A 22,196-nucleotide genomic window follows, 5' to 3' on the forward strand; every position below is an offset into this window, starting at 1 on the left:
ATGCACACTTGCATTTCCCTGATTTGAAGCTGAATATTAGCGAAAAGAAGGGGAATTAAGTGAAGCCATTTGATGAGATGCTCAATCATGGCGGGAGTGTCCGCCAACCATACGAATTTCTCAAGCAGTGGCTCGACCAGCAGGATCAACACAAACTTCTGCAGAAAACGCAGGATGCCGAGAGCGTCTTTCGCAAGACGGGTATTACTTTTGCTGTTTATGGCGATGAAAACGCGGCGGAGCGGCTGATCCCGTTCGACATCATTCCACGTATTATTTCAGGTCAGGAATGGCGACGGCTTTCACAAGGTATCGAGCAACGCGTCATGGCGCTCAATGCTTTTCTGGACGATATCTATCATCGACAGGAGATTGTCAGAGCAGGGCGTATCCCCAAGGAACTCATTACCAATAATGAGGCTTTCCTGCCGGAAATGATCGGGTTTCGTCCACCCGGCAATGTCTATACGCACATCATTGGCGTCGATATTGTGCGCACAGCTGAAAACCAGTTCTATGTGCTCGAAGACAATGCCCGCACACCTTCCGGTGTGTCTTATATGCTGGAAAACCGGGAAACCATGATGCAGCTCTTCCCGGAGTTGTTTCAGAATGTGAAGGTTCGCCCCGTCGAGAACTATCCGCAATTGCTGCGCCAATCACTGGCGAGTGTTGCACCGCCCGGAACACAAGGCGTACCAACGGTGGCAGTGCTGACGCCCGGCATCTACAACTCAGCCTATTTCGAACATGCCTTCCTGGCGGATCAAATGGGCGTGGAACTTGTTGAGGGGAGTGACTTGCGCGTCGTGGATGGGCGTGTCGCCATGCGCACAACGAAGGGCTATCGCGCGATTGATGTGCTTTATCGCCGTGTCGATGATGATTTCCTTGATCCACTGACATTCAGACCGGATTCAACACTGGGCGTCCCGGGCATCATGGATGTCTATCGGGCAGGCAATATCACAATTGCCAATGCCCCCGGGACCGGCATTGCGGATGACAAGGCGATCTATTCCTACATGCCGGAGATCGTGGAGTTCTATACGGGCCGCAAGGCCATTCTTGAAAACGTGCCGACCTGGCGCTGTTCGGAGCCGGACAGCTTGGCCTATGTGCTCGATAATCTTGCCGATCTCGTCGTCAAGGAAGTGCATGGTTCCGGCGGCTATGGGATGTTGGTCGGCCCAGCAGCGACCAAGGCCGAACGCGATAGTTTTGCGGAGAAGCTGAAAGCGCGCCCTCGCAACTATATTGCGCAACCGACATTGGCACTTTCAACGACACCGATCTTCACCGAATGCGGTCTTGCGCCACGCCACGTTGATTTAAGACCGTTCGTACTGGTTTCGGACCGCATTCGTATTACACCCGGCGGATTGACGCGTGTGGCGCTGAAGGAAGGTTCTCTCGTTGTAAATTCCAGTCAGGGTGGTGGCACGAAGGATACTTGGGTACTCGACGATTAAAGCGCGTCTCCCAAAAGTGGGAACCGGTTTTGAGAAAAGACATGCTTTAAGGACAGTTTTTGGAATTACGCATCAAAACCGGCGATAAGACCGGAGCGTGTGGAAGGGGAATGAATTTATGCTTCTTGGCCGTACGGCAAACGGGCTTTACTGGATGTTCCGCTATATCGAGCGCGCTGAAAACATGGCGCGTCTGGTGGATGCGGGGCTGCGTATGGCACTTACAAAAACATCGGATGCGCCGGAAGAGTGGTCTTCTGTGGTGGTATCGGCTGGCGCGAGCCAGACATTTTCAGAAAAATATCAAACATTTAATGCAGCCAACGTCGCCGACTTTTTGCTGCGTGACATGGACAATCCGTCAAGTGTGATGTCTTGCATGGAAACAGCACGTTCCAACGGGCGGATGGTGCGAACAGCGCTAACCCGTGAAGCATGGGAAAGTGTCAATGAAGCGTGGATGGTGCTTAAAAAATCGCTCTGCAAGCCACTGAAAGAAGCTGATTTGCCACCACTTCTCGATCAGATAAAACGCGAGACAGCGCTGATCCGGGGTGCCTTTCACGGTACGATGTTGCGCAACGAGATCTTCGATTTTGCGGGGCTCGGAACCTTTATTGAACGTGCGGACAATACGGCACGCATTCTCGATGTGAAATATTATGTGCTTCTGCCGGCGGTTTCTTATGTGGGAACCACGCTCGACAATTATCAGTGGGAGTCGATCTTACGGTCAGTTTCGGCGCACCGGTCTTATCGCTGGGTTTATGACGGCGACTATCGTCCTGCGCATGTCGCTGATTATCTGATCCTTAACGGGCGTATGCCGCGATCACTCAACTATTGCTATCAGAGCATCAATGGTCATTTAAACTATCTGGCGAAGGATTATGGCGATAGCGATGTCTGTCACCAGACCGGCGAGAAAATCTATGCCACGCTGCAAAATCAGGACATTGGTGCTATCTTCGATGTGGGCTTGCATGAATTCCTGACTGATTTCATTTCCCGCAACAACCGGCTCGGCAACGAGATCGCTGAAACCTATAATTTTTATTGAGGTGATTGCTTGTTGCTCAATATCCGCCACGTTTCACATTATCGATATGAAAACCCGGTTCCTTATGCGGTTCAGCGGTTGCGTCTACGCCCGCCAACATTGCCCGGCCAGTTGATTAAACATTGGGAACTGAAGGTCGAAGGTGGTGAGCCGGAGGTTTCCTATATTGATGGCTTTGGCAACAAGACTGATCTTGTCCAGCACGCGCGCAATGTGAATGAGATAATCATTACCGCAAGTGGCAGTGTTGAAGTGGAAGATCGTGTTGGCGTTCTGGGTCCGGTCTATGGCTATGCGCCATTGTGGCTGTTTGAACGCGAAACACATCTGACTACACCGGGCGAACGTATCCGGGCACTGATTGGCGATCTGGCGAAAGATCAGGATCGCCTTGCATTGCTGCATGAACTGATGAATTCTGTTCACACAGCGGTTAACTATATGCCCGGCACCACAAGTGTTGCAACCAACGCGGAAAGCGCACTTGAGGAGGGCAAGGGCGTTTGTCAGGATCACAGCCATATCTTTCTGTCGGCAGCACGACTGCTTAAAATTCCGGCCCGCTACGTTTCCGGCTATCTGCTAATGGAAGGCACCGAGGAGCAGACCGCAAGCCATGCCTGGGCGGAAGCGCATATCGATGGACTTGGCTGGGTAGGATTTGATGCTGCAAACAATGTCTGTCCCAATGATCGCTATGTTCGTCTGGCGACCGGGCTTGATTATCGTGATGCAGCACCAATTTCCGGGGTAAGGCTTGGCGGCGCTGTCGAAAGTCTTGCGGTTCACATCAATGTAGGACAGTGATTGTTTAAGATTGTAAAGTGCCTGCCGGAAACTGCTAATGACTTACTGCGTTGGAATGAAAATTGATCGCGGCCTCGTGTTTATGTCCGATACACGGACAAATGCAGGTCTCGATAACATCTCGACATTCTCGAAAATGCGGAGCTGGAACAAAGCTGGCGAACGCGTGATCGTACTTTTATCAGCTGGTAATCTCGCCACCACGCAAGCAGTTGCCAGCTTGCTTGAAGAGCGCATGAAGGCTCCGGAAGACAGGCACCCGTCGGTGTTCGATGCACCATCCATGTTTCAGGTGGCGCGCCTCATCGGCGATACGGTCAAGGAAGTGATTGCGAACTCGGCAACGGGCGGGCAAAGCGCAGACGCATTCGGCGCATCGTTCATTCTGGGTGGACAGATCAAAGGTGGTCAGCCAAGGCTCTTCTATATCTATCCTGAAGGCAATTTCATCGAAAGCTCAACTGATACGCCGTTTTTCCAGATTGGCGAGAATAAATACGGCAAGCCAATTCTGGTGCGCGCCTATCAGGAGACGATGAACTTCGAGGACGCCGTCAAGCTTCTTCTCGTTTCTTTTGACTCGACGCTAAAGGCAAATCTTTCAGTCGGCCTGCCACTTGATATGCAGATTTACGAGACTGACAGCCTCGAGCTCGGCGAACACAGGCGCTTTGAAGCAAGCGACCCTTACTATCAGACAGTTTCGGAAAGCTGGTCAGAGGCACTGAAGTCGGCGCTCGAGCAATTGCCACCTTTCAGCTTTGATAAATAGAAAAGCTGGGTGTTAGAGCGCATCCCGAAAAGTGTGAAACGGTTTTAGGAACTGATGCGTGTCGGAGTGCCGATCTGATTGAATCGGATCGGCACTCTAAATCACTCTTTTTTCTACTTTAGTCCTTGGTTACAGTCGCAACATAGTTCGCATCAGCTACCATGTCGAAATTGTGAACGTTGGATGCTGTCACAGCCGTTTCGATCTGCTGATAAATGACCGTGATCGGACTGTCTTCCTGAAACTTCTTTTGAAGATCATGGTACATGGCTTCGCGCTTGGCAGTATCGCGTTCCTCCGCCGCCGCCATGGTTTCCGCTGTCAGTTCAGGAATATCCCATGAAGCTTGCCAGGCGGTTGTGCGCAGATTCACTTCATCACCATTATTTGGGTTGTTGGTGAATGTGACGGCATTAGTGTGTGGGTCCCAATAATCCGGCCCCCAGATACCCAAAGCGAGCTGATGCTTGCGCGCACGAACCTTGGTGGTGGTGAGCTTGCCATCGCCTTGCAGGATTTCAACATTGATCCCGGCCTTGGCCATGGTTTGCTGGATACTTTCAGCAATTCCGACATATGGCTGGTTGTTACGAACATCAAGCGTTATGCTCAGTCCATCTTTTAGCCCTGCCTTTTCAAGCAGTTCTTTTGCTTTCTCAACATCATACTTGAAAGGCTTGTCATCGACCGCACCAAACATGCCGACCGGCAGGAAGGATTGATGTGTGCGGCCAATGCCTTTGATCAGGGTCGCTTCAATCGTGTCGTAATCGATCAGATACTTCAGTGCCTGACGCACTTCTGGTTTAGCCAGCTCCGGCACATTTTGGTTCGCGCTCAGATAATAAATACGACCCTTCGGCGCATTGATCACGCTGAACTTGGCATCTTTGCCCAGCTCTTCAATGTCACCGGGTTCGAGATTGCGGGCAATGTCGATATCCCCGGCCTGAAGCAGCAGCCGTTGCGATACACCTTCCTTCACGTGACGATAAATGACACGCTTCATGGCTGGCTTGGGGTCAGCATAGTTCTCATTGCGTTCGAGAAGCATAACTTCATTGGCACGCCACTGTTTCAAAGCGAACGGACCGGAACCGGCGTAATTGTTTTTCAGCCACTCGTATCCGAAGTCGGTGCCATAAGCATAAGTGTCCGTCTTCTCGGTCTTCTGCTCGTGTTCCTTCACCAGTTTGCTGTCGACAATCGATGCAACGCTGGACGTCAGGCAGTTCATGACGAAACTTGGTGCGAACGCCTTGCCGGTGGTGAAAACGAATGTCTTGTCATCGGTTGCAACGACATTCTGATCAACATTCTCAGCTGTGATGCCAAACTGGCTCAGAATGAATGCAGGGCTTTTGTCGAGCTTGATTGCGCGCTGGAGCGAATAAGCAGCATCATGCGCCGTAATTGGGTTGCCGGAGGCAAACTTAAGACCATCACGAATTTTGAACGTGATCGATTTGCCGTCGTCGGAGAAACTCCAGCTCTCAGCAATCTGTGGAATAATCTTGGTTGGGTCTTTCGTGTCTGTCGTCACAAGGCGTTCATAAGTGCTGGTCAGCATTTCAGACGTCGTGATTTCAAAGATTTCTGCCGGATCGAGCGAAATGATATCGTCAATACTCATTGCAATCACGAGCGTATCGGATGGCGTGGCGGCTTCGACGGCTTTTGGTGATGCTGACAGGCAAAGCGCAAACGCCAGTGCCGCAGGAATGGACGCGCGCTTCAGTCTTGTGGTGAGCGTTCCGCGCTGCAAAGCAATAACGGGTAGTGCAGTTCCGAATTTCATGTGTTTTCCCCTGGAGATCACGCCCATCCCCGGACGTTCTCATCAACTCTCTGTTCGTTCCGGTGACGACTCTCCTGAACGCGGAAGTATTAGATTCCGTTTTTATAGGGGACACAATGGTGGGAGATACTTAGCCGCAAATAAAAAAACGGCTGGAAAATTCCAGCCGTTTCACAAAGCAATAGCAAAGGATTATGCGAAGATTTTGAACCGTTCGGTGTCATCCATGAACACCTTATCGCCAAAAGCCTGCTCGTTCGAACCAAATGGCATCTGGGCGCGCAATTTCCACGACGATGGAATGTTCCAGGCTTTGGCGACTTCAGCATCGATCAGTGGATTATAGTGTTGAAGGCTTGCACCAATATCTTCATTAGCAAGCGCCGACCAAACCGAAAGCTGTGCCATGCCACCGGCCTGTTCTGACCAGACAGGGAAATTGTCTGCATAGAGTGCAAAGTTTTCCTGCAAGCCCTTAACAACATTCTGGTCTTCAAAAAACAGCACAGTGCCTGCACCGGCAGCAAAACTGTCGATCTTGGCTTCGGTCTGCTCGAAAGCATCGGCAGGAACGATCTTGCGGAGTTCTTCCTTGGCGATATTCCAGAGCTTTTCGCTCTCAGCACCAAAAAGAACAATAGCGCGTGAGCTTTGCGAATTGAAAGAGGATGGCGAATGCTTGATTGCTTCGCGGATCAGTTCGGCGGTCGCATCCTGGGAGAGGGGAAGATTCTTGCCGAGTGCGTATTGTGTACGACGCTTCTTGAGAGCGGCGATATAACTGTTGCTCATCATCATTGTCCTGTTTTTGCAGCGATTCTGTGCTGCGAACTTATTGCAGCGCCTGGGAAAATCTCGTGCAAAATATTGTGATTTTAAAGCAGGGCGCCAGCCTGTATTTCTGAAACACACTGTCAACAGATGACGCGTTTGTCCGTCAGATTGTTTCAATTTTTTTGAACGGAACGGCGGGGATTTTAGAGATAGTTTAGCTTTTGCCTTTCGCTTCCAATCAAAATCTGACAAAATTTATCGGAATATGGGAACGTAAAAGAAAAAATTGGTGTGAACCGCCGGTTCAAAACTGACTAAAAGTTACGAGGTCACAATCATTTGAAGTCATTTATAATTATCGGAGGCGGTGCGAGCGGTGTTCTCATGGCCGCACAATTGCTTGGCCAATCGGCTGAAACCACAGTCCGTATTTTCGAGCGCTCAGGTAGCTTAGGCGCAGGGATCGCTTATTCTACACAAAATCCCAACCATCTGTTGAATGTCCGCGCCAGCAATATGAGTGCGTTTCCAGATCAACCCGAACATTTTCTCCACTGGCTTCAAAACAATTCTCACGCCGTGACAAAAGGCGAGTGGCAACCCCAATCCTTCGCACCACGCGCTTTCTATCGGCTCTACCTCAATGATTTGCTCAAGCCATATTTCGCGAGTGATAAGCCACGTATTTTCATTGAAAACACAGACGTTTCCGACGTTTCGTATGACGGCATCAAACCGCAGGTAACGAGTTCTGAGGGAGAATGCTTTCCGGCCGATGCTGTGATTGTTGCCACGGGCAATGAAGCCGCAATTGCTACGTCCGGCAGCCATGTCACAGAATACTGGTCCAGCAACGGTTATTTCGACATTCCGTCAGATCATTCAATTGCAATTTTTGGCACAGGGCTATCGATGATCGACAGCGTGATTTCGCTGCTCGATCAGGGACATAAGGGGAAGATCCATACAATTTCGCGGCGCGGTCTGCTGCCTGCACGCCATGCATCGGCTGAACCATTCCCAATCAATGCGGATGCGTTGCCGGTTGCCGATGGGTTGCCTTCACTCTTGTATATTGTTCGTAAGATAATTGAACAATGCGAAGCAGAAGGCAAAAGCTGGCGCAGCGTCATTGACGGATTGCGACCTCACACGAAAAATATCTGGAACAGATTGCCATTGAGGCAACGCCAGAGCTTTTTGCGCCATCTGCGACCGTGGTGGGACGTTCATCGTCATCGCATGGCCCCGGAAATCGCTGATCGTATTGAATCCGCACAGCAATCAGGACAGCTTACAATCACTGCTGCCCATCTCGCTTCTGTTAAAAGCAAGGCTGAGAACATCGCAATTCGCTACCGTAAACGGCGGGGCGAGGGACTTGAGGAGCTTGATGTCCAAACGATTATCGATTGTCGTGGCGGAAGCTCGCGATTTTCAACGACCCGCAATCCTGCACTGATAAGCCTGATGGAGCACGGACTTGCAAAGCCAGATGCCATTGATCTTGGCCTTGATGTTACGAACGATCTGCAGATCTTGAATGCGCGCGGTGAACCGTCGGGGCCAATCTTTGCCATTGGACCGGTCACAAAAGGCAGCTTCTGGGAAGTGACGGCAGTGCCGGATATTCGGGTTCAGGCAGAAAAACTCGCCAGGACAGTTATTGAAGGTTAGGAATCGCTAATTCAATCAGCCGACGCGCACGGAGTAACCGTCATTCGACTGCAAAAATTACACGTCAATATGCCCGACAAAGTGTGGTTGTGTGGAAACCTGGTCCCAAGGAAGCCTTTTTCGCACGCATTTGCAGACTGAAATGATTCAAAATATCGCGATAAGCCATTGAAAGCTATTGCCATAATAACCTCTAGCCCGTCATAATAAAGACATCGGAACATATGATTCCTCTCGACATCTTACCGGAGCATTCCTGTTGCTGTTTTCATGAGCGGTGTCTGCTTCGGATCAACCTTGATTACGGAATGGAGGCCTGTGGCGCATGACGATGGACGGCAGAATGCTCTTTTTGCTCGTCCTTTTACCGTTTCTTGGCAGCGCTATCACAGGTCTATTCAAAGGGGTTGATCGCACAGGATCGGCATGGTTCACAGCAGCCATCGCGCTTGTAGCCTTTGTCATCACAGCAAGCCTTTATCCTATCGTAGCCGATGGTGGTGTTGTTCGCGGATCAATTGACTGGCTTCCAAATTACGGCCTGAATGTAACATTTCGAATGGATGGTTTCGCCTGGCTTTTTGCCATGTTGATTACCGGCATTGGCCTGTTGGTTGTCATTTACGCGCGTTATTACATGTCACCGGAAGACCCGGTCCCACGTTTTTTCTCGTTCCTGCTATCCTTCATGGGTTCGATGCTCGGCGTTGTGCTATCGGGTAATATTGTTCTGCTCGCCGTTTTCTGGGAGCTGACCAGCATCTTCTCGTTCCTGCTCATTGGCTACTGGTATCACAACGCCAGCGCACGTGATGGCGCACGTATGGCTTTGACAGTAACCGGTATCGGCGGCTTCTGTTTGCTTGCAGGCGTGCTTTTGCTCGGCCACATTGTCGGCAGCTACGATCTGGACAAGGTTCTCGAAGCAGGAAACGTCGTTCGCGCCCACCCACTTTATACGGTCGCGCTTGTCCTCATTCTGATAGCGGCTTTCACCAAGTCAGCGCAGTTCCCCTTCCATTTCTGGCTACCCAATGCGATGGCGGCGCCAACACCGGTTTCCGCCTATCTGCATTCTGCAACAATGGTGAAAGCGGGTGTTTTCCTGCTCGCGCGCTTGTGGCCGATCTTTGCCGGCACCGAAGAATGGTTCTGGATTTTGGGCCTTGCCGGTCTGACGACCTTGCTGATCGGCAGCTTCTTTGCGGTATTCCAGCAGGACCTCAAAGGTTTGCTGGCTTATTCAACCATCAGCAACCTTGGGCTTATTACGGTTCTGTTGAGCCTTGGCAGTCCGCTTGCTGCCGTCGCAGCGATCTTCCACATGGTCAATCACGCCATCTTCAAAGCATCTTTGTTCATGGCAGCAGGTATCATCGACCACGAAACCGGCACACGTGACATGCGCAAGCTGAGCGGTCTTGCGCGCGCCATGCCTTATACTGCAACGCTTGCCATGGTTGCGAGCGCGTCCATGGCTGGTGTTCCGCTGCTCAATGGCTTCCTCTCCAAGGAAATGTTTTTTGCCGAAGCTGTTGAAACACATATGGCTTCGTCGTTGGATACGCTCACGCCATATATCGCAACGCTGGCGGGTGTATTCACAGTCGCTTATTCGGTGCGTTTCATTTATTCAACATTCTTCGGTCCTGCACCCCACGATCTGCCGAAACAACCGCATGAACCGCCGCACTGGATGCGTCGTCCGATCGAACTTCTGGTCTTGCTCTGCCTGTTGATCGGCATCATTCCAAATATCGCAATCGGACCTTTCCTGCACTCGGCTGTGGTTTCAGTACTTGGAGATGCGACACCACAATATAGCCTCTCAGTCTGGCATGGATTTAATCTTCCGTTGATGATGAGTATTGTGGCGATGATTGGCGGTATCATTCTGCATTGGGCGCTGAAAAATTATCTTGCGACCAGTGAAGACGGGCCCCCATTCTTCCGTCATTTGCAGGGACAACGTATTTTCGAGCGCGTGCTCGTCACCGTTTCCTGGAACTGGGCACGTAAGGCTGAAAGTTTCTTCAGCACGCGTCGCCTTCAGCCGCAGCTTCGCATTGTTGTAACCGTTGCACTCGTCGCTGCGGCATGGCCAATTTTGGAAGATGGTATCCATGCGGGTATGCTTGGCGTTCAGCCTGTCGATCCGATCTTTGCTGGTCTTTGGATTTTGGGTGGAGCCTGTGCGATTGGCGCTGCTTATCAGGCAAAATATCACCGTCTTGCAGCGTTGATTTTGCTCGGCGGGGCAGGGCTTATCACCTGTATTACATTTGTCTGGCTTTCTGCACCCGATCTCGCTGTGACGCAGTTGCTGGTGGAAATCGTGACCACCGTTCTGCTTTTGCTTGGCCTGCGCTGGCTGCCCAAGCGCTGGGAAGATCCAGATCCTATTCCAGTGAAGTTCGGCCCAAGACTGCGCCGCTATCGCGATTTCGCGCTGGCCATTGGCACTGGCGTCGGTGTGTTTATTATCTCTTACGCAATGATGACCCGCCCATCGCCGGTTAGTATTGGCGATTACTTTCTGCAGAATGCCTATTTGGGTGGCGGCGGCAAGAATGTCGTGAACGTCATTCTGGTTGATTTCCGCGCCTTCGATACTTTTGGTGAGATCGCGGTTCTCGGCATCGTAGGCCTGACGGTCTTTGCGCTGTTGCGTCGTTTCCGCCCTGCACCTGACAGCACCGGTTCGACTGCACAGCAGAAGATTCAGGACGCTTATGATGAAGCCATGGAAGACCGCGAGAAGGGCGAAACGCTCACCGACTATCTGGCGGTGCCTTCTGTAATCATGCAGTGGCTGTTCCCGGTCATTATTGTACTCGCGGTTCATCTGATCCTGCGCGGACACGACCTGCCCGGCGGTGGCTTTGCGGCCGGCATCACCTTGGCGATTGCGTTCATTCTGCAATATCTTGCCGCTGGTACGCGTTGGGTGGAAGATCATCTGCGTATCCTGCCTGTACGCTGGATAGGCATAGGGCTGCTTGTCGCTGCTGTGACAGGGGCGGGCGCATGGATATTCGGGTATCCGTTCCTCACATCCTTCTTCCAGTATGCCGATATACCGAACATCGGAAAAATGCCCCTTGCGAGTGCACTCTTGTTTGATATCGGCGTCTTCACTCTGGTCGTGGGTGCTACCGTTCTGATTTTGATTGCACTGGCCCACCAGTCGATCCGTAAACATCGTGTTGAAAAACTTGCCGCTGCGAAGGAGGAGAACTGATGGAACTGGTTCTCGCTATAGCAATCGGTGTGTTGATGTCATCCGGTGTCTGGCTGATCCTGCGTCCGCGCACATTTCAGGTCGCCATTGGACTGGCACTTGTGTCTTATGCGGTTAATCTGTTCATCTTCTCGATGGGCCGTTTGCGCACCAACGCACCGCCTGTGCTTGACTCCGGCATCAATGTTCAGGCTGCGCAATATACCGACCCTGTGCCTCAGGCGCTGGTTCTGACCGCTATCGTAATCGGCTTTGCAATGACCGCGCTTTTCCTTGTCGTGTTGCTCGCTTCGCGCGGAATGACACGTACCGACCATGTCGACGGCAAGGAGAATTGATGATGGATTGGAAATCGCACCTCATCGTCGCACCCATTATCTTGCCGCTTGTAACGGCTGCATTGTTGTTGTTGTTCGATGAACGCAAGCGCAAGCTCAAAATGGCGATCAATACGATTTCCATCATGGGCTTGATCTACATCGCGTACACGCTACTCGGAATTGCCAGCGAAACGGCACCGGAAGCTTCAGTTTACCTGATCGGCAACTGGCCTGCACCATTCGGCATTGTGCTGGTTCTCGACAGGCTTGCTGCATTGATGCTGATGCTGACCAGTGTGCTTGCTCTGGCCGCTCTCAGCTTTGCGCTTGCTCATTGGCACAAGGCGAGCCCGAATTTTCATACGATCTTCCAGCTCCTGCTGATGGGCCTGAATGGCGCATTTCTGACGGGCGATCTCTTCAATCTCTTCGTGTTCTTCGAAGTTATGCTCGCAGCATCTTACGGCCTGGCACTCCATGGTTCAGGACCGGCGCGCGTCAAGGCGGGCATGCATTATATCGCGGTCAATCTGGTTGCGTCGTCACTATTCCTAATCGGCGTCAGTCTGATTTACGGTGTGACGGGTACGCTTAATATGGCAGATCTCGCACAGAAGATTTCGCAAGTAACGCCGGAAGATCGCATGCTTCTTGAAGCAGGCGCCGCCATTCTCGCGGTCGCCTTCCTGGTGAAAGCAGGCATGTGGCCGCTCAATTTTTGGCTGGTGCCTGCTTATACGGCAGCGGCCGCTCCAATTGCGGCTATTTTCGCGATTATGAGTAAGGTCGGCATATACGTCCTTTTGCGTCTTTCGCCGCTCATGTTCGGTATAGGTGCTGGCGAATCCTATGGCTTTGGTAATGACTGGCTTTATTATGGCGGCATGGTCACGCTGGCTTTCGGCCTGATCGGCGTGGTTGCATCGCAGGCTATGGGGCGTCTGGCGAGCTACAGCATTTTGGTGTCATCCGGTACATTGCTTGCAGCCATCGGCAGTGGCAATACCGCAATGACTGGTGCAGCACTCTTCTACATGGTCAGCTCAACGCTGACGATTGCTGCTTTCTTCCTTCTGATCGAACTTGTCGAACGCGGTCAGGATGCAGCGGCAAACGTTCTTGCGGTCACGATGGAAGCCTATGGCGACGACGAGGAAGAAGAAGAGGAAGAGGAAGTTGGCGTCGTTCTGCCTGCGACCCTTGCCATTCTCGGCACCTGCTTTGCCATAGTAGCAATTCTTCTGATTGGCTTGCCGCCATTCTCGGGCTTCATTGCCAAGTTCCTGATCCTTGCAGCCGTTTTCAACGGCGATGGAGCAGCCCCGACATTAGCTATGCCCGTCAGCCCTGCAAGTTGGGCACTGATAGCGCTTATCCTGCTTTCAGGCCTTTCAGCGCTGATTGCGATGACCCGCACAGGCATTCGCACATTCTGGGCCTCGCTTGAGGGCAATGTTCCACGTGTTCTGGTTCGCGAAGTGGTGCCGATTGCCGGTCTTCTGGCCGTCTGTCTGGCGCTGACCATCGCAGCAGGTCCGGCCATGGGATATATGGATGCGACAGCTCGTTCGCTGCACAATCCAAAAGACTACATCAACAGTGTCCTTAAAGCGCCGCGGGTGGGCGGAGAAACGGTGGAGGTAAAATGAGAAAAATTCTACCTTTCCCGCTGCTCTTCTTATCTTTGATTGTGTTCTGGCTTTTGCTGAACGGGTTTACACGTGCGCAGCTAATCTTGGGTATCATTATTGCGCTCTTTGCTTGCCTTGCGATGACAGCGCTTCAGCCGCAGAAAAATCATCTGCGCTCACTCCCGACCATGTTGTGGCTGTTCGGCGCCGTCAGCATCGACATTCTCACATCAAATATTGCGGTTGTGAAGCTGATCCTGTCGCCGCGTAAGGAGCGTCACCCGGGCTTCGTGGTCATTCCACTCGATCTTGAAAACCGGACAGGACTGGCGGTCCTTGCTTGCATCATCACCACAACGCCGGGAACTGCCTGGGTTGATTACAACGTTGCCCGCAAGGCGCTGACGATCCATGTTCTTGATCTGGAAGACGCAAAAACCTGGCGAACGACAATCAAGCAGCGCTATGAACAGCCTCTTATTCGTATATTCGGAGCGCGAGACATAGTGAAAGAGGAGCAATCGGCATGAGCGCAGTTATTCTTTTCTGGTCGCTGCTCGCTGCACAGGTCATGCTCATAGCAGCTATGGGCTGTGTGGTTTATCGCTTGCTCATCGGACCACGCGCGCAAGATCGCGTGCTGGCGACCGACGCTCTCTATCTCAACGCACTTCTGTTGCTGCTTACTTTTGGCATGCGCACGGGCAGCGTCATCTATTTTGAAGCCGCACTTATCATTTCGCTGCTTGGGTTTGTCGCCACTGTGGCACTTGCCAAATTTCTGATGCGCGGGGAGGTGATCGAATGATCGGAGCCGCTGATCTGCCCGTCTGGGCCGCCATCGTCATTTCATTTTTTCTAGTCTCCGGTGCTTTCCTGACGCTCGTCGGTTGCATTGGACTTGTTCGTTTCAAGAGTTTTTATGAACGCATTCACGCGCCGACAATTGGTTCTTCGTTCGGCGCCGGTGGAATCTTGATCGCTTCCATCATGTTTTTCTCCATCTTGCAATCCAAGCCGATTCTGCATGAAGTGTTGATTACCGTCTTTGTGGTCATCACAACGCCGGTAACGCTCATGTTGCTGAGCCGTGCAGTGATTCATCGTGATCAGACGCAGGACAGCAAAGAGCTTCCTTCATCTTCCGACCAGAAATGATGGTTGGAAGCATCGGCTTGAGGCATTTGGAGGAGTGCTGAAGGCTGCGGCCAATTGTCCATATGCACCTTGCATCCAGACATGCGGATTGAAGGTCGAGACCATTTGAATTATCTGAATTTCAGTAATTTCTGAAAATTCAGAATTTACGGGAGAGAGAGCTTGGAATTATCGCCAATTGTTCAGTCGTTTGTACTCCACTTCGGAGAGATGGGTAGCCGCTGGGGTATCAACCGTACGGTTGGACAGATTTATGCGCTGCTCTATCTATCGTCTGAACCCTTGTGTGCGGATGATATCGTTGATGCGCTTGGTGTTTCGCGCTCCAACGTTTCGATGGGCATCCGCGAGTTACAGGGCTGGAATCTTGTGCTGCTGAAGCACATACCCGGTGATCGTCGCGACTTTTTCACGACTCCGGGCGACGTATGGCTGATTTTGCGAACGCTTGCGGAAGAACGCAAGAAGCGCGAAATCGATCCGACTTTGTCGGTGCTTCGCGAAGTTCTGATGGAGCAACCGGAAGGCGACAGCGACCGTTTTGCGCAAGATCGCATGAAGGACATGTACGCGCTCATCGAGCGACTGACCAATTGGTACGACGACGTCAAGAAACTCGATACCGACAGATTGACCAGCCTTCTGGCGCTTGGCGCCAAGGTAACCCGCTTTCTGGAAACCACGGACAAGATCGTGGCGCTGGGACGCGGGAGAGCATCGGCCAAAAAGGAGCCTAAACGAGAGTGAAACCCGTTGTCCCCCGAACGGAAGAAACGGCACAACAAGACGGCGAAACACCAGACGGCAAGCGTCGTCCGCATCGGCGTCCAGTTCCGTCTCTGCTGAAAACGGGGGCAAGGATTCAGGCCTTGGCGGCCCTTTTATGGCTGCCACAGGCCGCACTTCTCGCCTATGGCGTGGGCTATTTAGCCAATACAGGCTTTGATGCCACAATCTATTATCTTGCTGCCGGGCTTTTTCTTATAGGCTGTTTGCGCAGCCTTCTGGACGCACATGGCGCGACCAAGGCTTTCGATGCAGCAAGAAATGAATTAGCCAAGCTCCGGGAAAAAGCTGTAGCTGCGCTATCGCAGCGCTCACCCCTTGATACATCGCGTCCATCTTCCGGAGAGGCCGCAAGCATACTCACTGAGCAGGCAGAGATGGTGGTTCCTTATCTCTCTCGCTTTGTGCCGGTTCGCATTCGCGTCATGCTGGTTCCGTTGGCAATTCTTGCAGTCGTCCTGTGGTTTTCCTGGGTAGCAGCCCTGATCCTGCTGATAGCGGCACCTTTGATCCCGATTTTCATGGCGCTGATCGGCTGGCGTGCAAAAGCCGCCAGTGAAAAGCAACTCATTGCTTTGGGCGACATGAACGGTTTTCTGCTCGATCGTCTGCGGGGCCTTGCAACAATTCGCAGTTTTAATGCTGTCGATATGACCGCAACACGTCTCCGCGATAATGCCGAGACGTTGCGCAGCAAGACAATGATTGTTCTGCGTATCGCTTTTCTCTCATCTGCCGTTCTGGAGCTTTTCGCAGCCCTTGGCGTCGCTATGGTAGCGGTTTATATCGGCTTTCATCTGCTTGGGCCTCTGGGCTTTGGTGCATGGGGGCATAAGTTGAGCCTCGCTGAAGGCCTGTTCATTCTCTTGCTTGCACCCTCATTCTTTGAACCTCTGCGCGATCTCTCAGCCGTTTGGCATGACAGGGCGTCAGGTGAAGCTGCCATTGACGCGCTGGAAGAGCTTGCAAAACACGAAATGCCAGTAGTCGGTGGCATCAAGGCTACGGAAACGGTCAGGAACGCACCTTCGCTGATGCTTCGGAATATCCGCTTTCGGTATTCCACAGGCGAAGATGTATTCGCCCACTTCAATCTGGATATTGAGCCGGGTGAACATGTGGCGCTTCTCGCACCGAGTGGTTATGGCAAGTCGACATTGCTCGCCTTGATTGCTGGATTGGCAGCCCCCCAAGAAGGCGAAATCCGTATTGGCGGTGTTGTACTTCACGATGAAACGACCACAAGTCTCCGGGCGAGAATGCGATGGGTCGGTCAGAAGCCACATATTTTTGCAGGAAGTGCCCGGCATAATATAACCCTTGGCCGTAATGCCGATGCAGATAAGACCGCGTCAATAATCGACCAGATGGCCCTGAGTCATGTGGCAGGCATTACCGGAACCGGTGTGATCGGCGAAAATGGTGCAGGGCTTTCTGGTGGTGAAGCACTTCGATTGGCCTTGGCACGCATCGCTGTCGATCAAGACGCCGATATTATTCTCGCAGACGAGCCAACTGCACATCTTGACCACGAAACGGCGAACCACATCGCCGACACTCTGATCAGCCTCGCTAAAGGCAAGACGCTCATCATTTCGACGCATGATGAGAAACTCGCAAGCCGTATGGATCGCATTGTTCGGCTCGATGATTTGAGTGGCGAAGCCCAAGTCTGGCAGACGAGGGCAGCAGAATGAACGGACTTCAATCGCTCCGCCCAATCCTGCAACTTTTCTTCCGCACAAAAGGGCTGATGCTTTACGCGGGCATTGCAGCTGCAACAGCGACGGTTCTCACAGGCATTGCTCTGCTCGGCCTTTCCGGGTGGTTTATCACGGCCACCGCTATCGCCGGTTTGAGTGTTGCAACAGCCATGGTCTTCGATGTTTTTGCACCAGCCGCCGGTATTCGTCTTCTTGCAGTTTTACGCACAGGCGCACGCTATCTGGAACGCCTTGTAACGCATGATGCGACGCTCGCCATTCTCGCAGCGCTGCGCGAAAAGCTGTTCCGCAGCTGGGCCCGCCCGACGGCAGCGAATGCATTGCTCAAACGACCAGCACGGCTTCTATTTCGACTAACCGCGGATATCGATGCGCTTGATTCACTCTATCTACGCGTCCTTGTGCCAGCAGGTGCGGCGCTTGCAACCGCACTCATTGCTGGTGTGGCGCTTGGCCTGATGCATCCGCTTTTTGGTTTGATCATTGCGTTGACGCTGCTTTGTGTCGGACTGGGACTGCCGCTTGTTGCAGCCAAACGCGCTGAAAAGCCGATGCGTCAGCGCGCCAAAGGCACCGAAGCGCTGCGTGCACGGACAGTCGATCTGGTCGCAGGGCAGACTGAACTCATCATGGCTGGACGGATGGACAGTCAGAATGCAAGTATCATGCGAGCCGATAGCTACATTGCATCAAGCGACCGCGTTCTCAATCGCATTGAAATTTCGACTGGTGCCGGTCTTGGCATTCTCCATGCGGGGCTCCTGGCAGGTGGACTGATTGGCGCCGGGCTTCTTATGCAAGCTGGATTGATCAATGCCCCTGTAGCTGCTCTCGCGCTGCTGATTATCCTTGGCGCAATGGAACCATTTGCGGCACTGCGTCGTGGCGCATTGGAACTCGGCCGCACAATACTTGCTGCACGCCGCATCACTCCAGCACTTGAAGCATCGGACGCGATCCAGTCGTTGCCATCGCCCGCAAAGGGCAGTGCGGTGACCCTCGAACAGGTCGGCCTTCGTCATGAAGGTTCTATAACGAAAGCTCTTGATGCGTTTGATCTGAACATTGTCGCGGGTGATCGCGTAGCGATCATCGGCTCCAGCGGCGCTGGTAAGTCTACACTTTTCAATCTGCTGGCAGGTGAGATCAGCGCCGAAAATGGCACTGTCCGAGTTTTACCAGCACGACTTCTGACGCAACGAACTGAGCTTTTCAAAGACAGTCTTCGTAACAATCTCAAGCTCGCGAAGTCAGATGCAAATGATGCGGAATTGAATGCCGCATTGGAAGCCGCCGGTTTGGGCGACTTCATGGAAGCCCAGACCGAGGGACTGGATACGGTTCTGGGCGAGGGAGGACTTGGGCTTTCTGGTGGTCAGGCCAGACGCCTAGCTTTAGCCAGGCTGTTTCTGACAGATGCTCCTTTATGGCTCCTTGATGAGCCCACTGAAGGGCTCGATCAGGCTACTGCCGAGGATGTGCTTTACCGCCTTGATGAACAGGCCAAAGACCGAACCTTGTTGATAGCGACGCATATTCAACGCGAAGCACGCATCTGTGATCGTGCGATTGTTTTGGAACAAGGCGCGCTCGTTAACTCGATGACCAAAGGAGAACCCTCTTTCGAAGAAGCCCTCAAATCCTTGAGGTAAAATTTAAGTAGGGGGGCTGTGAGCCGACCATCGTCGGTAACAGCTCATAACATCAGGAGGGCCGGATTTGCCGGCTTAAAGAGATGGAATTCGATATTGTCTCCCTGTCGAGATTGCAGTTTGCAATCACGGCACTTTATCACTTCCTCTTCGTACCTCTGACATTGGGTCTATCCGTGCTGCTTGCCATCATGGAAACCGTTTATGTCATGACCGGAAGGCTCATCTGGCGGCAGATGACCAAGTTCTGGGGTACGCTGTTTGGTATCAACTTCGCCATGGGCGTCGCTACCGGCGTTGTGATGGAGTTCCAGTTCGGTATGAACTGGAGTTATTACAGCCATTATGTAGGCGATATTTTCGGAGCTCCTCTGGCGATCGAAGGCCTGATGGCCTTCTTCCTTGAAGCAACATTCGTGGGTCTGTTCTTCTTCGGTTGGGATCGCCTTTCCAAGATCGGGCACCTTATGGTGACCTATGCCATTGCTGCCGCTTCAAATTTCTCCGCACTCTGGATTTTGATAGCGAATGGCTGGATGCAGAACCCGGTCGGCTCAGCTTTCAATCCAGAAACCATGCGCATGGAAATCACCGATTTCTTTGCGGTTCTCATGAACCCTGTCGCACAAGCGAAGTTCGTTCATACAGTTTCGGCTGGCTATGTAATCGCTTCGGTTTTCGTACTCGGCATTTCTGCCTGGTATCTGCTAAAGGGGCGCTCAACCGAGCTTGCCAAGCGGTCGATGACCGTTGCGGCATCTTTCGGCCTTGCGGCTTCTCTCTCCGTGGTGGTTCTCGGCGATGAAAGCGGTTATCTCGCCAACGAGCATCAAAAGATGAAAATCGCGGCCATCGAAGCCATGTGGGAAACAGAGCCAGCTCCGGCTTCCTTCACACTCTTCGGTTTTCCAGATCAGGAAGCGCGTGAAACCCATTATGCCGTGCATATTCCCTGGGTCATGGGCCTGATCGGTACACGCTCGCTCACAACGCCGATTGAAGGCATCGAACAGCTTGTCGAAAACGCGCAAGGACATATCCGCAAGGGCATCCTCGCCTATGACGCGCTTCAGAAAATCCGTGCTGCAGGCGATACAAACGCTGTGCCACAGGATGTTAAGGACGTTTTCGCCGACAACAGCCAGTGGATGGGCTATGCGCTGCTTTTGAAGCGCTATGTCGATGATCCGCGTCAGGCGACAGATGCACAGATCACGCAGGCGGCCAACGATACGGTTCCGGGCGTTCTGCCGCTGTTCTGGGCATTCCGCATCATGGTCGGTATTGGCTTCTTCATGATCCTGTTGACGGGCACATTCTTTGTGTTGTCAGCGCGACGCAAGCTGGATCGTTATCCGTTCCTGCTGAAAGTTGCAGTATTCGCAATCCCACTTCCCTGGATCGCCGCTGAGATGGGCTGGATCGTTGCCGAATTCGGACGGCAACCATGGATTATTGAAGGCATTCTGCCGACAGCGGTTGCAGTCTCCAATCTTGGTGCCTCGACGGTTCTTTTGACCATCGCTGGATTTGTCGCGATCTATACGGTCCTCTTCATCATCGAAATGGGCCTCATGTTCCGCGCGATCAAAGCTGGACCAGCACCCGACAGCAAACCTGAAGCAAAGCTTGCACCTGTAAGCATTGCGCCAGCGGAGTAAAGATCATGATACTCAGCGATTTATTGGACTATGAAACACTTCGCATCATCTGGTGGGTGCTGCTCGGTGTATTGCTGATCGCCTTTGCCGCGATGGACGGCTTCGATCTCGGTGTCGGTATATTGTTGCCGTTCGTGGGCAGAACCGATGTGGAACGCCGCGTTGTCATCAATACGATCGGTCCGGTATGGGAAGGCAATCAGGTGTGGCTGATCGTTGGCGGTGGCTCTGTCTTCGCAGCCTGGCCGCTGCTTTATGCTGTGTCCTTCTCAGGCTTCTATCTGGCAATGTTCATCATATTGTTTGCCCTGATCCTGCGTCCGGTTGGCTTCAAATTTCGCTCCAAGCGCGATAGCGTCGTTTGGCGTACGAGTTGGGACTGGGCACTGTTCATTGGCGGCTTTGTGCCTGCGTTGATCTTCGGCGTTGCTATGGGAAACGTATTGCAGGGTGTGCCATTCCGCTTCAACAATGATCTCCAGATCTTCTATGAAGGGACTTTCTTCGGCTTGCTCAATCCGTTTGCACTTCTTTGCGGCGTCCTTTCTGTTACGATGCTGATTATGCTGGGAGCAAGCTGGCTGGTGCTGAAGACCACTGATGAGGTGCAGGCACGGGCGCGTTCATATGGCAGCATTGCTGCGCTGCTGACGACCGTACTCTACGTGGTGGCAGGTATCATCAACTGGTCCTGGGTGTCGGGATATGCCATCACAAGCGCTGTGGTGACGGATGGGCCATCCAACCCGCTACGCAAGGCTGTTGAGCTCGATCATAGTGCCTGGTTCGTCAATTATGCGAACTACCCGGTACTGCTGATCGCGCCCGCGCTCGGTATTCTTGCTCCGTTGCTGCTCTTCATCACGCTTCGAACTAAACGAGAGGTGGCGCCGATACTTATCGGGCAACTATCTGTCTTCGGCATCATAGCCTCCGTCGGCGTTTCGATGTTCCCGTTCATTCTGCCATCTTCGAGCGATCCACGCTCGAGCCTGACAGTATGGGATGCTTCGTCAAGCCACATGACTTTGTTCATCATGCTGGTGGTGTCGTTGATCTTCCTTCCGCTTATCGTCGCCTATACCTCATGGGTCTACAAAGTCCTGTGGGGCAAGGTTGATAAGGAAATGATCGAAGACGAAAGCAACCACGCTTATTAGAGCGCCCGATAAATCCAAACTGAGAAAGGAAGAGCAAAATGTGGTATTTTTCCTGGCTTCTGGGCCTGCCGCTTGCCGTCGCTTTCGCCGTATTAAACGCCATGTGGTATGAGTTGATGGATGATAGGGCGCGCAAGCGCCTCGCTGGCGACCCAACCGCTGATCTGGCTCGCGAAGGCACCAAGCATCATTGAGTTACAAAAAGAAATGGTCCGGAAACGGGCCATTTCTTTATTTGTCGTCAAAACCAAATCGATTCCTGGAATCCGGCAACCAAAACGGCTGCTGGACCTGTGGACAAAATGCCTCACATGTCAGAAGAGCCAATAATTTTCCTTCCGCCCATATCGTAATCGTACCAATTGGTACTGACGTATTCGTCAACGTAAAGAAATAATATTGCGCATCGTAGACCCCATTCTTATCATAAGAAACGTATATGAAATCAGCTGTATAAGCTTGTTTCGATCAAGAGATTCAACGGCCTTTATTTTCCTTCGGAA

Annotated in this window: 19 protein-coding genes; 17 read left to right on the top strand and 2 right to left on the bottom strand. The window is 52.4% G+C overall.

Going from position 1 to position 22,196, the window contains the following annotated elements; genetic code table 11:
* Positions 1–59: 59 nt before the first annotated feature.
* The 4 genes from CEV33_RS04295 to CEV33_RS04310 all read left to right on the top strand — a co-directional run bounded on the left by CEV33_RS04295 (position 60) and on the right by CEV33_RS04310 (position 4,111).
* Positions 60–1,472: a circularly permuted type 2 ATP-grasp protein gene (locus tag CEV33_RS04295; protein WP_094539192.1), complete on the top strand. Its 1,413-nt coding sequence runs from the start codon at positions 60–62 to the stop codon at positions 1,470–1,472.
* A gap of 118 nt (positions 1,473–1,590) precedes the next feature.
* The gene (locus CEV33_RS04300) at positions 1,591–2,532 is read left to right on the top strand and encodes an alpha-E domain-containing protein (protein WP_094539193.1); all 942 of its coding nucleotides are present in this window, start codon (positions 1,591–1,593) and stop codon (positions 2,530–2,532) included.
* 9 nt (positions 2,533–2,541) lie between these two features.
* Entirely contained in the window at positions 2,542–3,339 is a 798-nt protein-coding gene (locus tag CEV33_RS04305; protein WP_094539194.1) for a transglutaminase family protein, read from the top strand.
* 37 nt (positions 3,340–3,376) lie between these two features.
* The gene (locus CEV33_RS04310; protein ID WP_094539195.1) at positions 3,377–4,111 is read left to right on the top strand and encodes a proteasome-type protease; all 735 of its coding nucleotides are present in this window, start codon (positions 3,377–3,379) and stop codon (positions 4,109–4,111) included.
* Positions 4,112–4,229: 118 nt separating this feature from the next.
* Here CEV33_RS04310 and CEV33_RS04315 read toward each other — a convergent pair whose 3' ends face one another.
* Together CEV33_RS04315 and CEV33_RS04320 are read right to left on the bottom strand one after the other, a co-directional pair.
* Positions 4,230–5,909, bottom strand: coding sequence for an ABC transporter substrate-binding protein (locus CEV33_RS04315; protein ID WP_094539196.1), 1,680 nt, complete (start codon positions 5,907–5,909; stop codon positions 4,230–4,232).
* A 192-nt stretch (positions 5,910–6,101) separates the two neighbouring features.
* Positions 6,102–6,701 (bottom strand): nitroreductase family protein, encoded by a 600-nt coding sequence (locus CEV33_RS04320; RefSeq protein WP_094539256.1) that lies wholly within the window; start codon positions 6,699–6,701, stop codon positions 6,102–6,104.
* 321 nt (positions 6,702–7,022) lie between these two features.
* On the opposite strand from CEV33_RS04320, the gene CEV33_RS04325 reads away from it, so the two are divergent.
* The 13 genes from CEV33_RS04325 to cydX all read left to right on the top strand — a co-directional run bounded on the left by CEV33_RS04325 (position 7,023) and on the right by cydX (position 21,887).
* Positions 7,023–8,360, top strand: coding sequence for an FAD/NAD(P)-binding protein (locus tag CEV33_RS04325; RefSeq protein WP_094539197.1), 1,338 nt, complete (start codon positions 7,023–7,025; stop codon positions 8,358–8,360).
* Between the two features lie 325 nt (positions 8,361–8,685).
* Positions 8,686–11,601 carry a monovalent cation/H+ antiporter subunit A gene (locus CEV33_RS04330; RefSeq protein ID WP_094539198.1) on the top strand — a complete coding sequence of 972 codons (2,916 nt, stop codon included), beginning with the start codon at positions 8,686–8,688 and terminating at the stop codon, positions 11,599–11,601.
* Positions 11,601–11,939, top strand: coding sequence for a Na+/H+ antiporter subunit C (locus CEV33_RS04335; RefSeq protein WP_007879195.1), 339 nt, complete (start codon positions 11,601–11,603; stop codon positions 11,937–11,939). The genes CEV33_RS04330 and CEV33_RS04335 overlap by 1 nt, the downstream gene beginning before the upstream one ends.
* Before the next feature lie 2 nt (positions 11,940–11,941).
* Positions 11,942–13,570 carry a monovalent cation/H+ antiporter subunit D gene (locus CEV33_RS04340; protein WP_094539199.1) on the top strand — a complete coding sequence of 543 codons (1,629 nt, stop codon included), beginning with the start codon at positions 11,942–11,944 and terminating at the stop codon, positions 13,568–13,570.
* Entirely contained in the window at positions 13,567–14,082 is a 516-nt protein-coding gene (locus tag CEV33_RS04345; RefSeq protein ID WP_094539200.1) for a Na+/H+ antiporter subunit E, read from the top strand. The genes CEV33_RS04340 and CEV33_RS04345 overlap by 4 nt, the downstream gene beginning before the upstream one ends.
* Entirely contained in the window at positions 14,079–14,360 is a 282-nt protein-coding gene (locus CEV33_RS04350; RefSeq protein WP_094539201.1) for a K+/H+ antiporter subunit F, read from the top strand. Before CEV33_RS04345 ends, CEV33_RS04350 begins: the two co-directional genes overlap by 4 nt.
* The gene (gene mnhG, locus CEV33_RS04355) at positions 14,357–14,710 is read left to right on the top strand and encodes a monovalent cation/H(+) antiporter subunit G (protein ID WP_024897890.1); all 354 of its coding nucleotides are present in this window, start codon (positions 14,357–14,359) and stop codon (positions 14,708–14,710) included. Before CEV33_RS04350 ends, mnhG begins: the two co-directional genes overlap by 4 nt.
* Before the next feature lie 162 nt (positions 14,711–14,872).
* Positions 14,873–15,457: a GbsR/MarR family transcriptional regulator gene (locus tag CEV33_RS04360; RefSeq protein ID WP_024897891.1), complete on the top strand. Its 585-nt coding sequence runs from the start codon at positions 14,873–14,875 to the stop codon at positions 15,455–15,457.
* The gene (cydD, locus tag CEV33_RS04365; RefSeq protein WP_094539202.1) at positions 15,454–17,193 is read left to right on the top strand and encodes a thiol reductant ABC exporter subunit CydD; all 1,740 of its coding nucleotides are present in this window, start codon (positions 15,454–15,456) and stop codon (positions 17,191–17,193) included. The genes CEV33_RS04360 and cydD overlap by 4 nt, the downstream gene beginning before the upstream one ends.
* Positions 17,190–18,872: a thiol reductant ABC exporter subunit CydC gene (gene cydC, locus CEV33_RS04370; RefSeq protein WP_094539203.1), complete on the top strand. Its 1,683-nt coding sequence runs from the start codon at positions 17,190–17,192 to the stop codon at positions 18,870–18,872. The genes cydD and cydC overlap by 4 nt, the downstream gene beginning before the upstream one ends.
* A gap of 83 nt (positions 18,873–18,955) precedes the next feature.
* Positions 18,956–20,533 carry a cytochrome ubiquinol oxidase subunit I gene (locus CEV33_RS04375; RefSeq protein ID WP_094539204.1) on the top strand — a complete coding sequence of 526 codons (1,578 nt, stop codon included), beginning with the start codon at positions 18,956–18,958 and terminating at the stop codon, positions 20,531–20,533.
* Positions 20,534–20,538: 5 nt separating this feature from the next.
* The gene (gene cydB, locus CEV33_RS04380) at positions 20,539–21,693 is read left to right on the top strand and encodes a cytochrome d ubiquinol oxidase subunit II (RefSeq protein WP_094539205.1); all 1,155 of its coding nucleotides are present in this window, start codon (positions 20,539–20,541) and stop codon (positions 21,691–21,693) included.
* A gap of 38 nt (positions 21,694–21,731) precedes the next feature.
* On the top strand, positions 21,732–21,887 hold the full coding sequence (gene cydX / locus CEV33_RS04385; protein ID WP_094539206.1) for a cytochrome bd-I oxidase subunit CydX: 156 nt from the start codon (positions 21,732–21,734) through the stop codon (positions 21,885–21,887).
* Positions 21,888–22,196 lie beyond the last annotated feature (309 nt).

Origin of the sequence: Brucella grignonensis (genome assembly GCF_002252505.1) — a bacterium.
GTDB classification, from domain to species: domain Bacteria; phylum Pseudomonadota; class Alphaproteobacteria; order Rhizobiales; family Rhizobiaceae; genus Brucella; species Brucella grignonensis.

What these genes read in the sequence shown, in the direction of transcription:
- CEV33_RS04345 (WP_094539200.1), top strand. Translation starts at nt 13,567, where the DNA reads ATGAGAAAAATTCTACCTTTCCCGCTGCTCTTCTTATCTTTGATTGTG.
- CEV33_RS04335 (WP_007879195.1), top strand. Translation starts at nt 11,601, where the DNA reads ATGGAACTGGTTCTCGCTATAGCAATCGGTGTGTTGATGTCATCCGGT.
- CEV33_RS04330 (WP_094539198.1), top strand. Translation starts at nt 8,686, where the DNA reads ATGACGATGGACGGCAGAATGCTCTTTTTGCTCGTCCTTTTACCGTTT.
- mnhG (WP_024897890.1), top strand. Translation starts at nt 14,357, where the DNA reads ATGATCGGAGCCGCTGATCTGCCCGTCTGGGCCGCCATCGTCATTTCA.
- CEV33_RS04320 (WP_094539256.1), bottom strand. Translation starts at nt 6,701, where the DNA reads ATGAGCAACAGTTATATCGCCGCTCTCAAGAAGCGTCGTACACAATAC.
- CEV33_RS04300 (WP_094539193.1), top strand. Translation starts at nt 1,591, where the DNA reads ATGCTTCTTGGCCGTACGGCAAACGGGCTTTACTGGATGTTCCGCTAT.
- CEV33_RS04340 (WP_094539199.1), top strand. Translation starts at nt 11,942, where the DNA reads ATGGATTGGAAATCGCACCTCATCGTCGCACCCATTATCTTGCCGCTT.
- cydC (WP_094539203.1), top strand. Translation starts at nt 17,190, where the DNA reads ATGAACGGACTTCAATCGCTCCGCCCAATCCTGCAACTTTTCTTCCGC.
- CEV33_RS04315 (WP_094539196.1), bottom strand. Translation starts at nt 5,909, where the DNA reads ATGAAATTCGGAACTGCACTACCCGTTATTGCTTTGCAGCGCGGAACG.
- CEV33_RS04350 (WP_094539201.1), top strand. Translation starts at nt 14,079, where the DNA reads ATGAGCGCAGTTATTCTTTTCTGGTCGCTGCTCGCTGCACAGGTCATG.
- cydX (WP_094539206.1), top strand. Translation starts at nt 21,732, where the DNA reads ATGTGGTATTTTTCCTGGCTTCTGGGCCTGCCGCTTGCCGTCGCTTTC.
- CEV33_RS04310 (WP_094539195.1), top strand. Translation starts at nt 3,377, where the DNA reads ATGACTTACTGCGTTGGAATGAAAATTGATCGCGGCCTCGTGTTTATG.
- CEV33_RS04375 (WP_094539204.1), top strand. Translation starts at nt 18,956, where the DNA reads ATGGAATTCGATATTGTCTCCCTGTCGAGATTGCAGTTTGCAATCACG.
- cydB (WP_094539205.1), top strand. Translation starts at nt 20,539, where the DNA reads ATGATACTCAGCGATTTATTGGACTATGAAACACTTCGCATCATCTGG.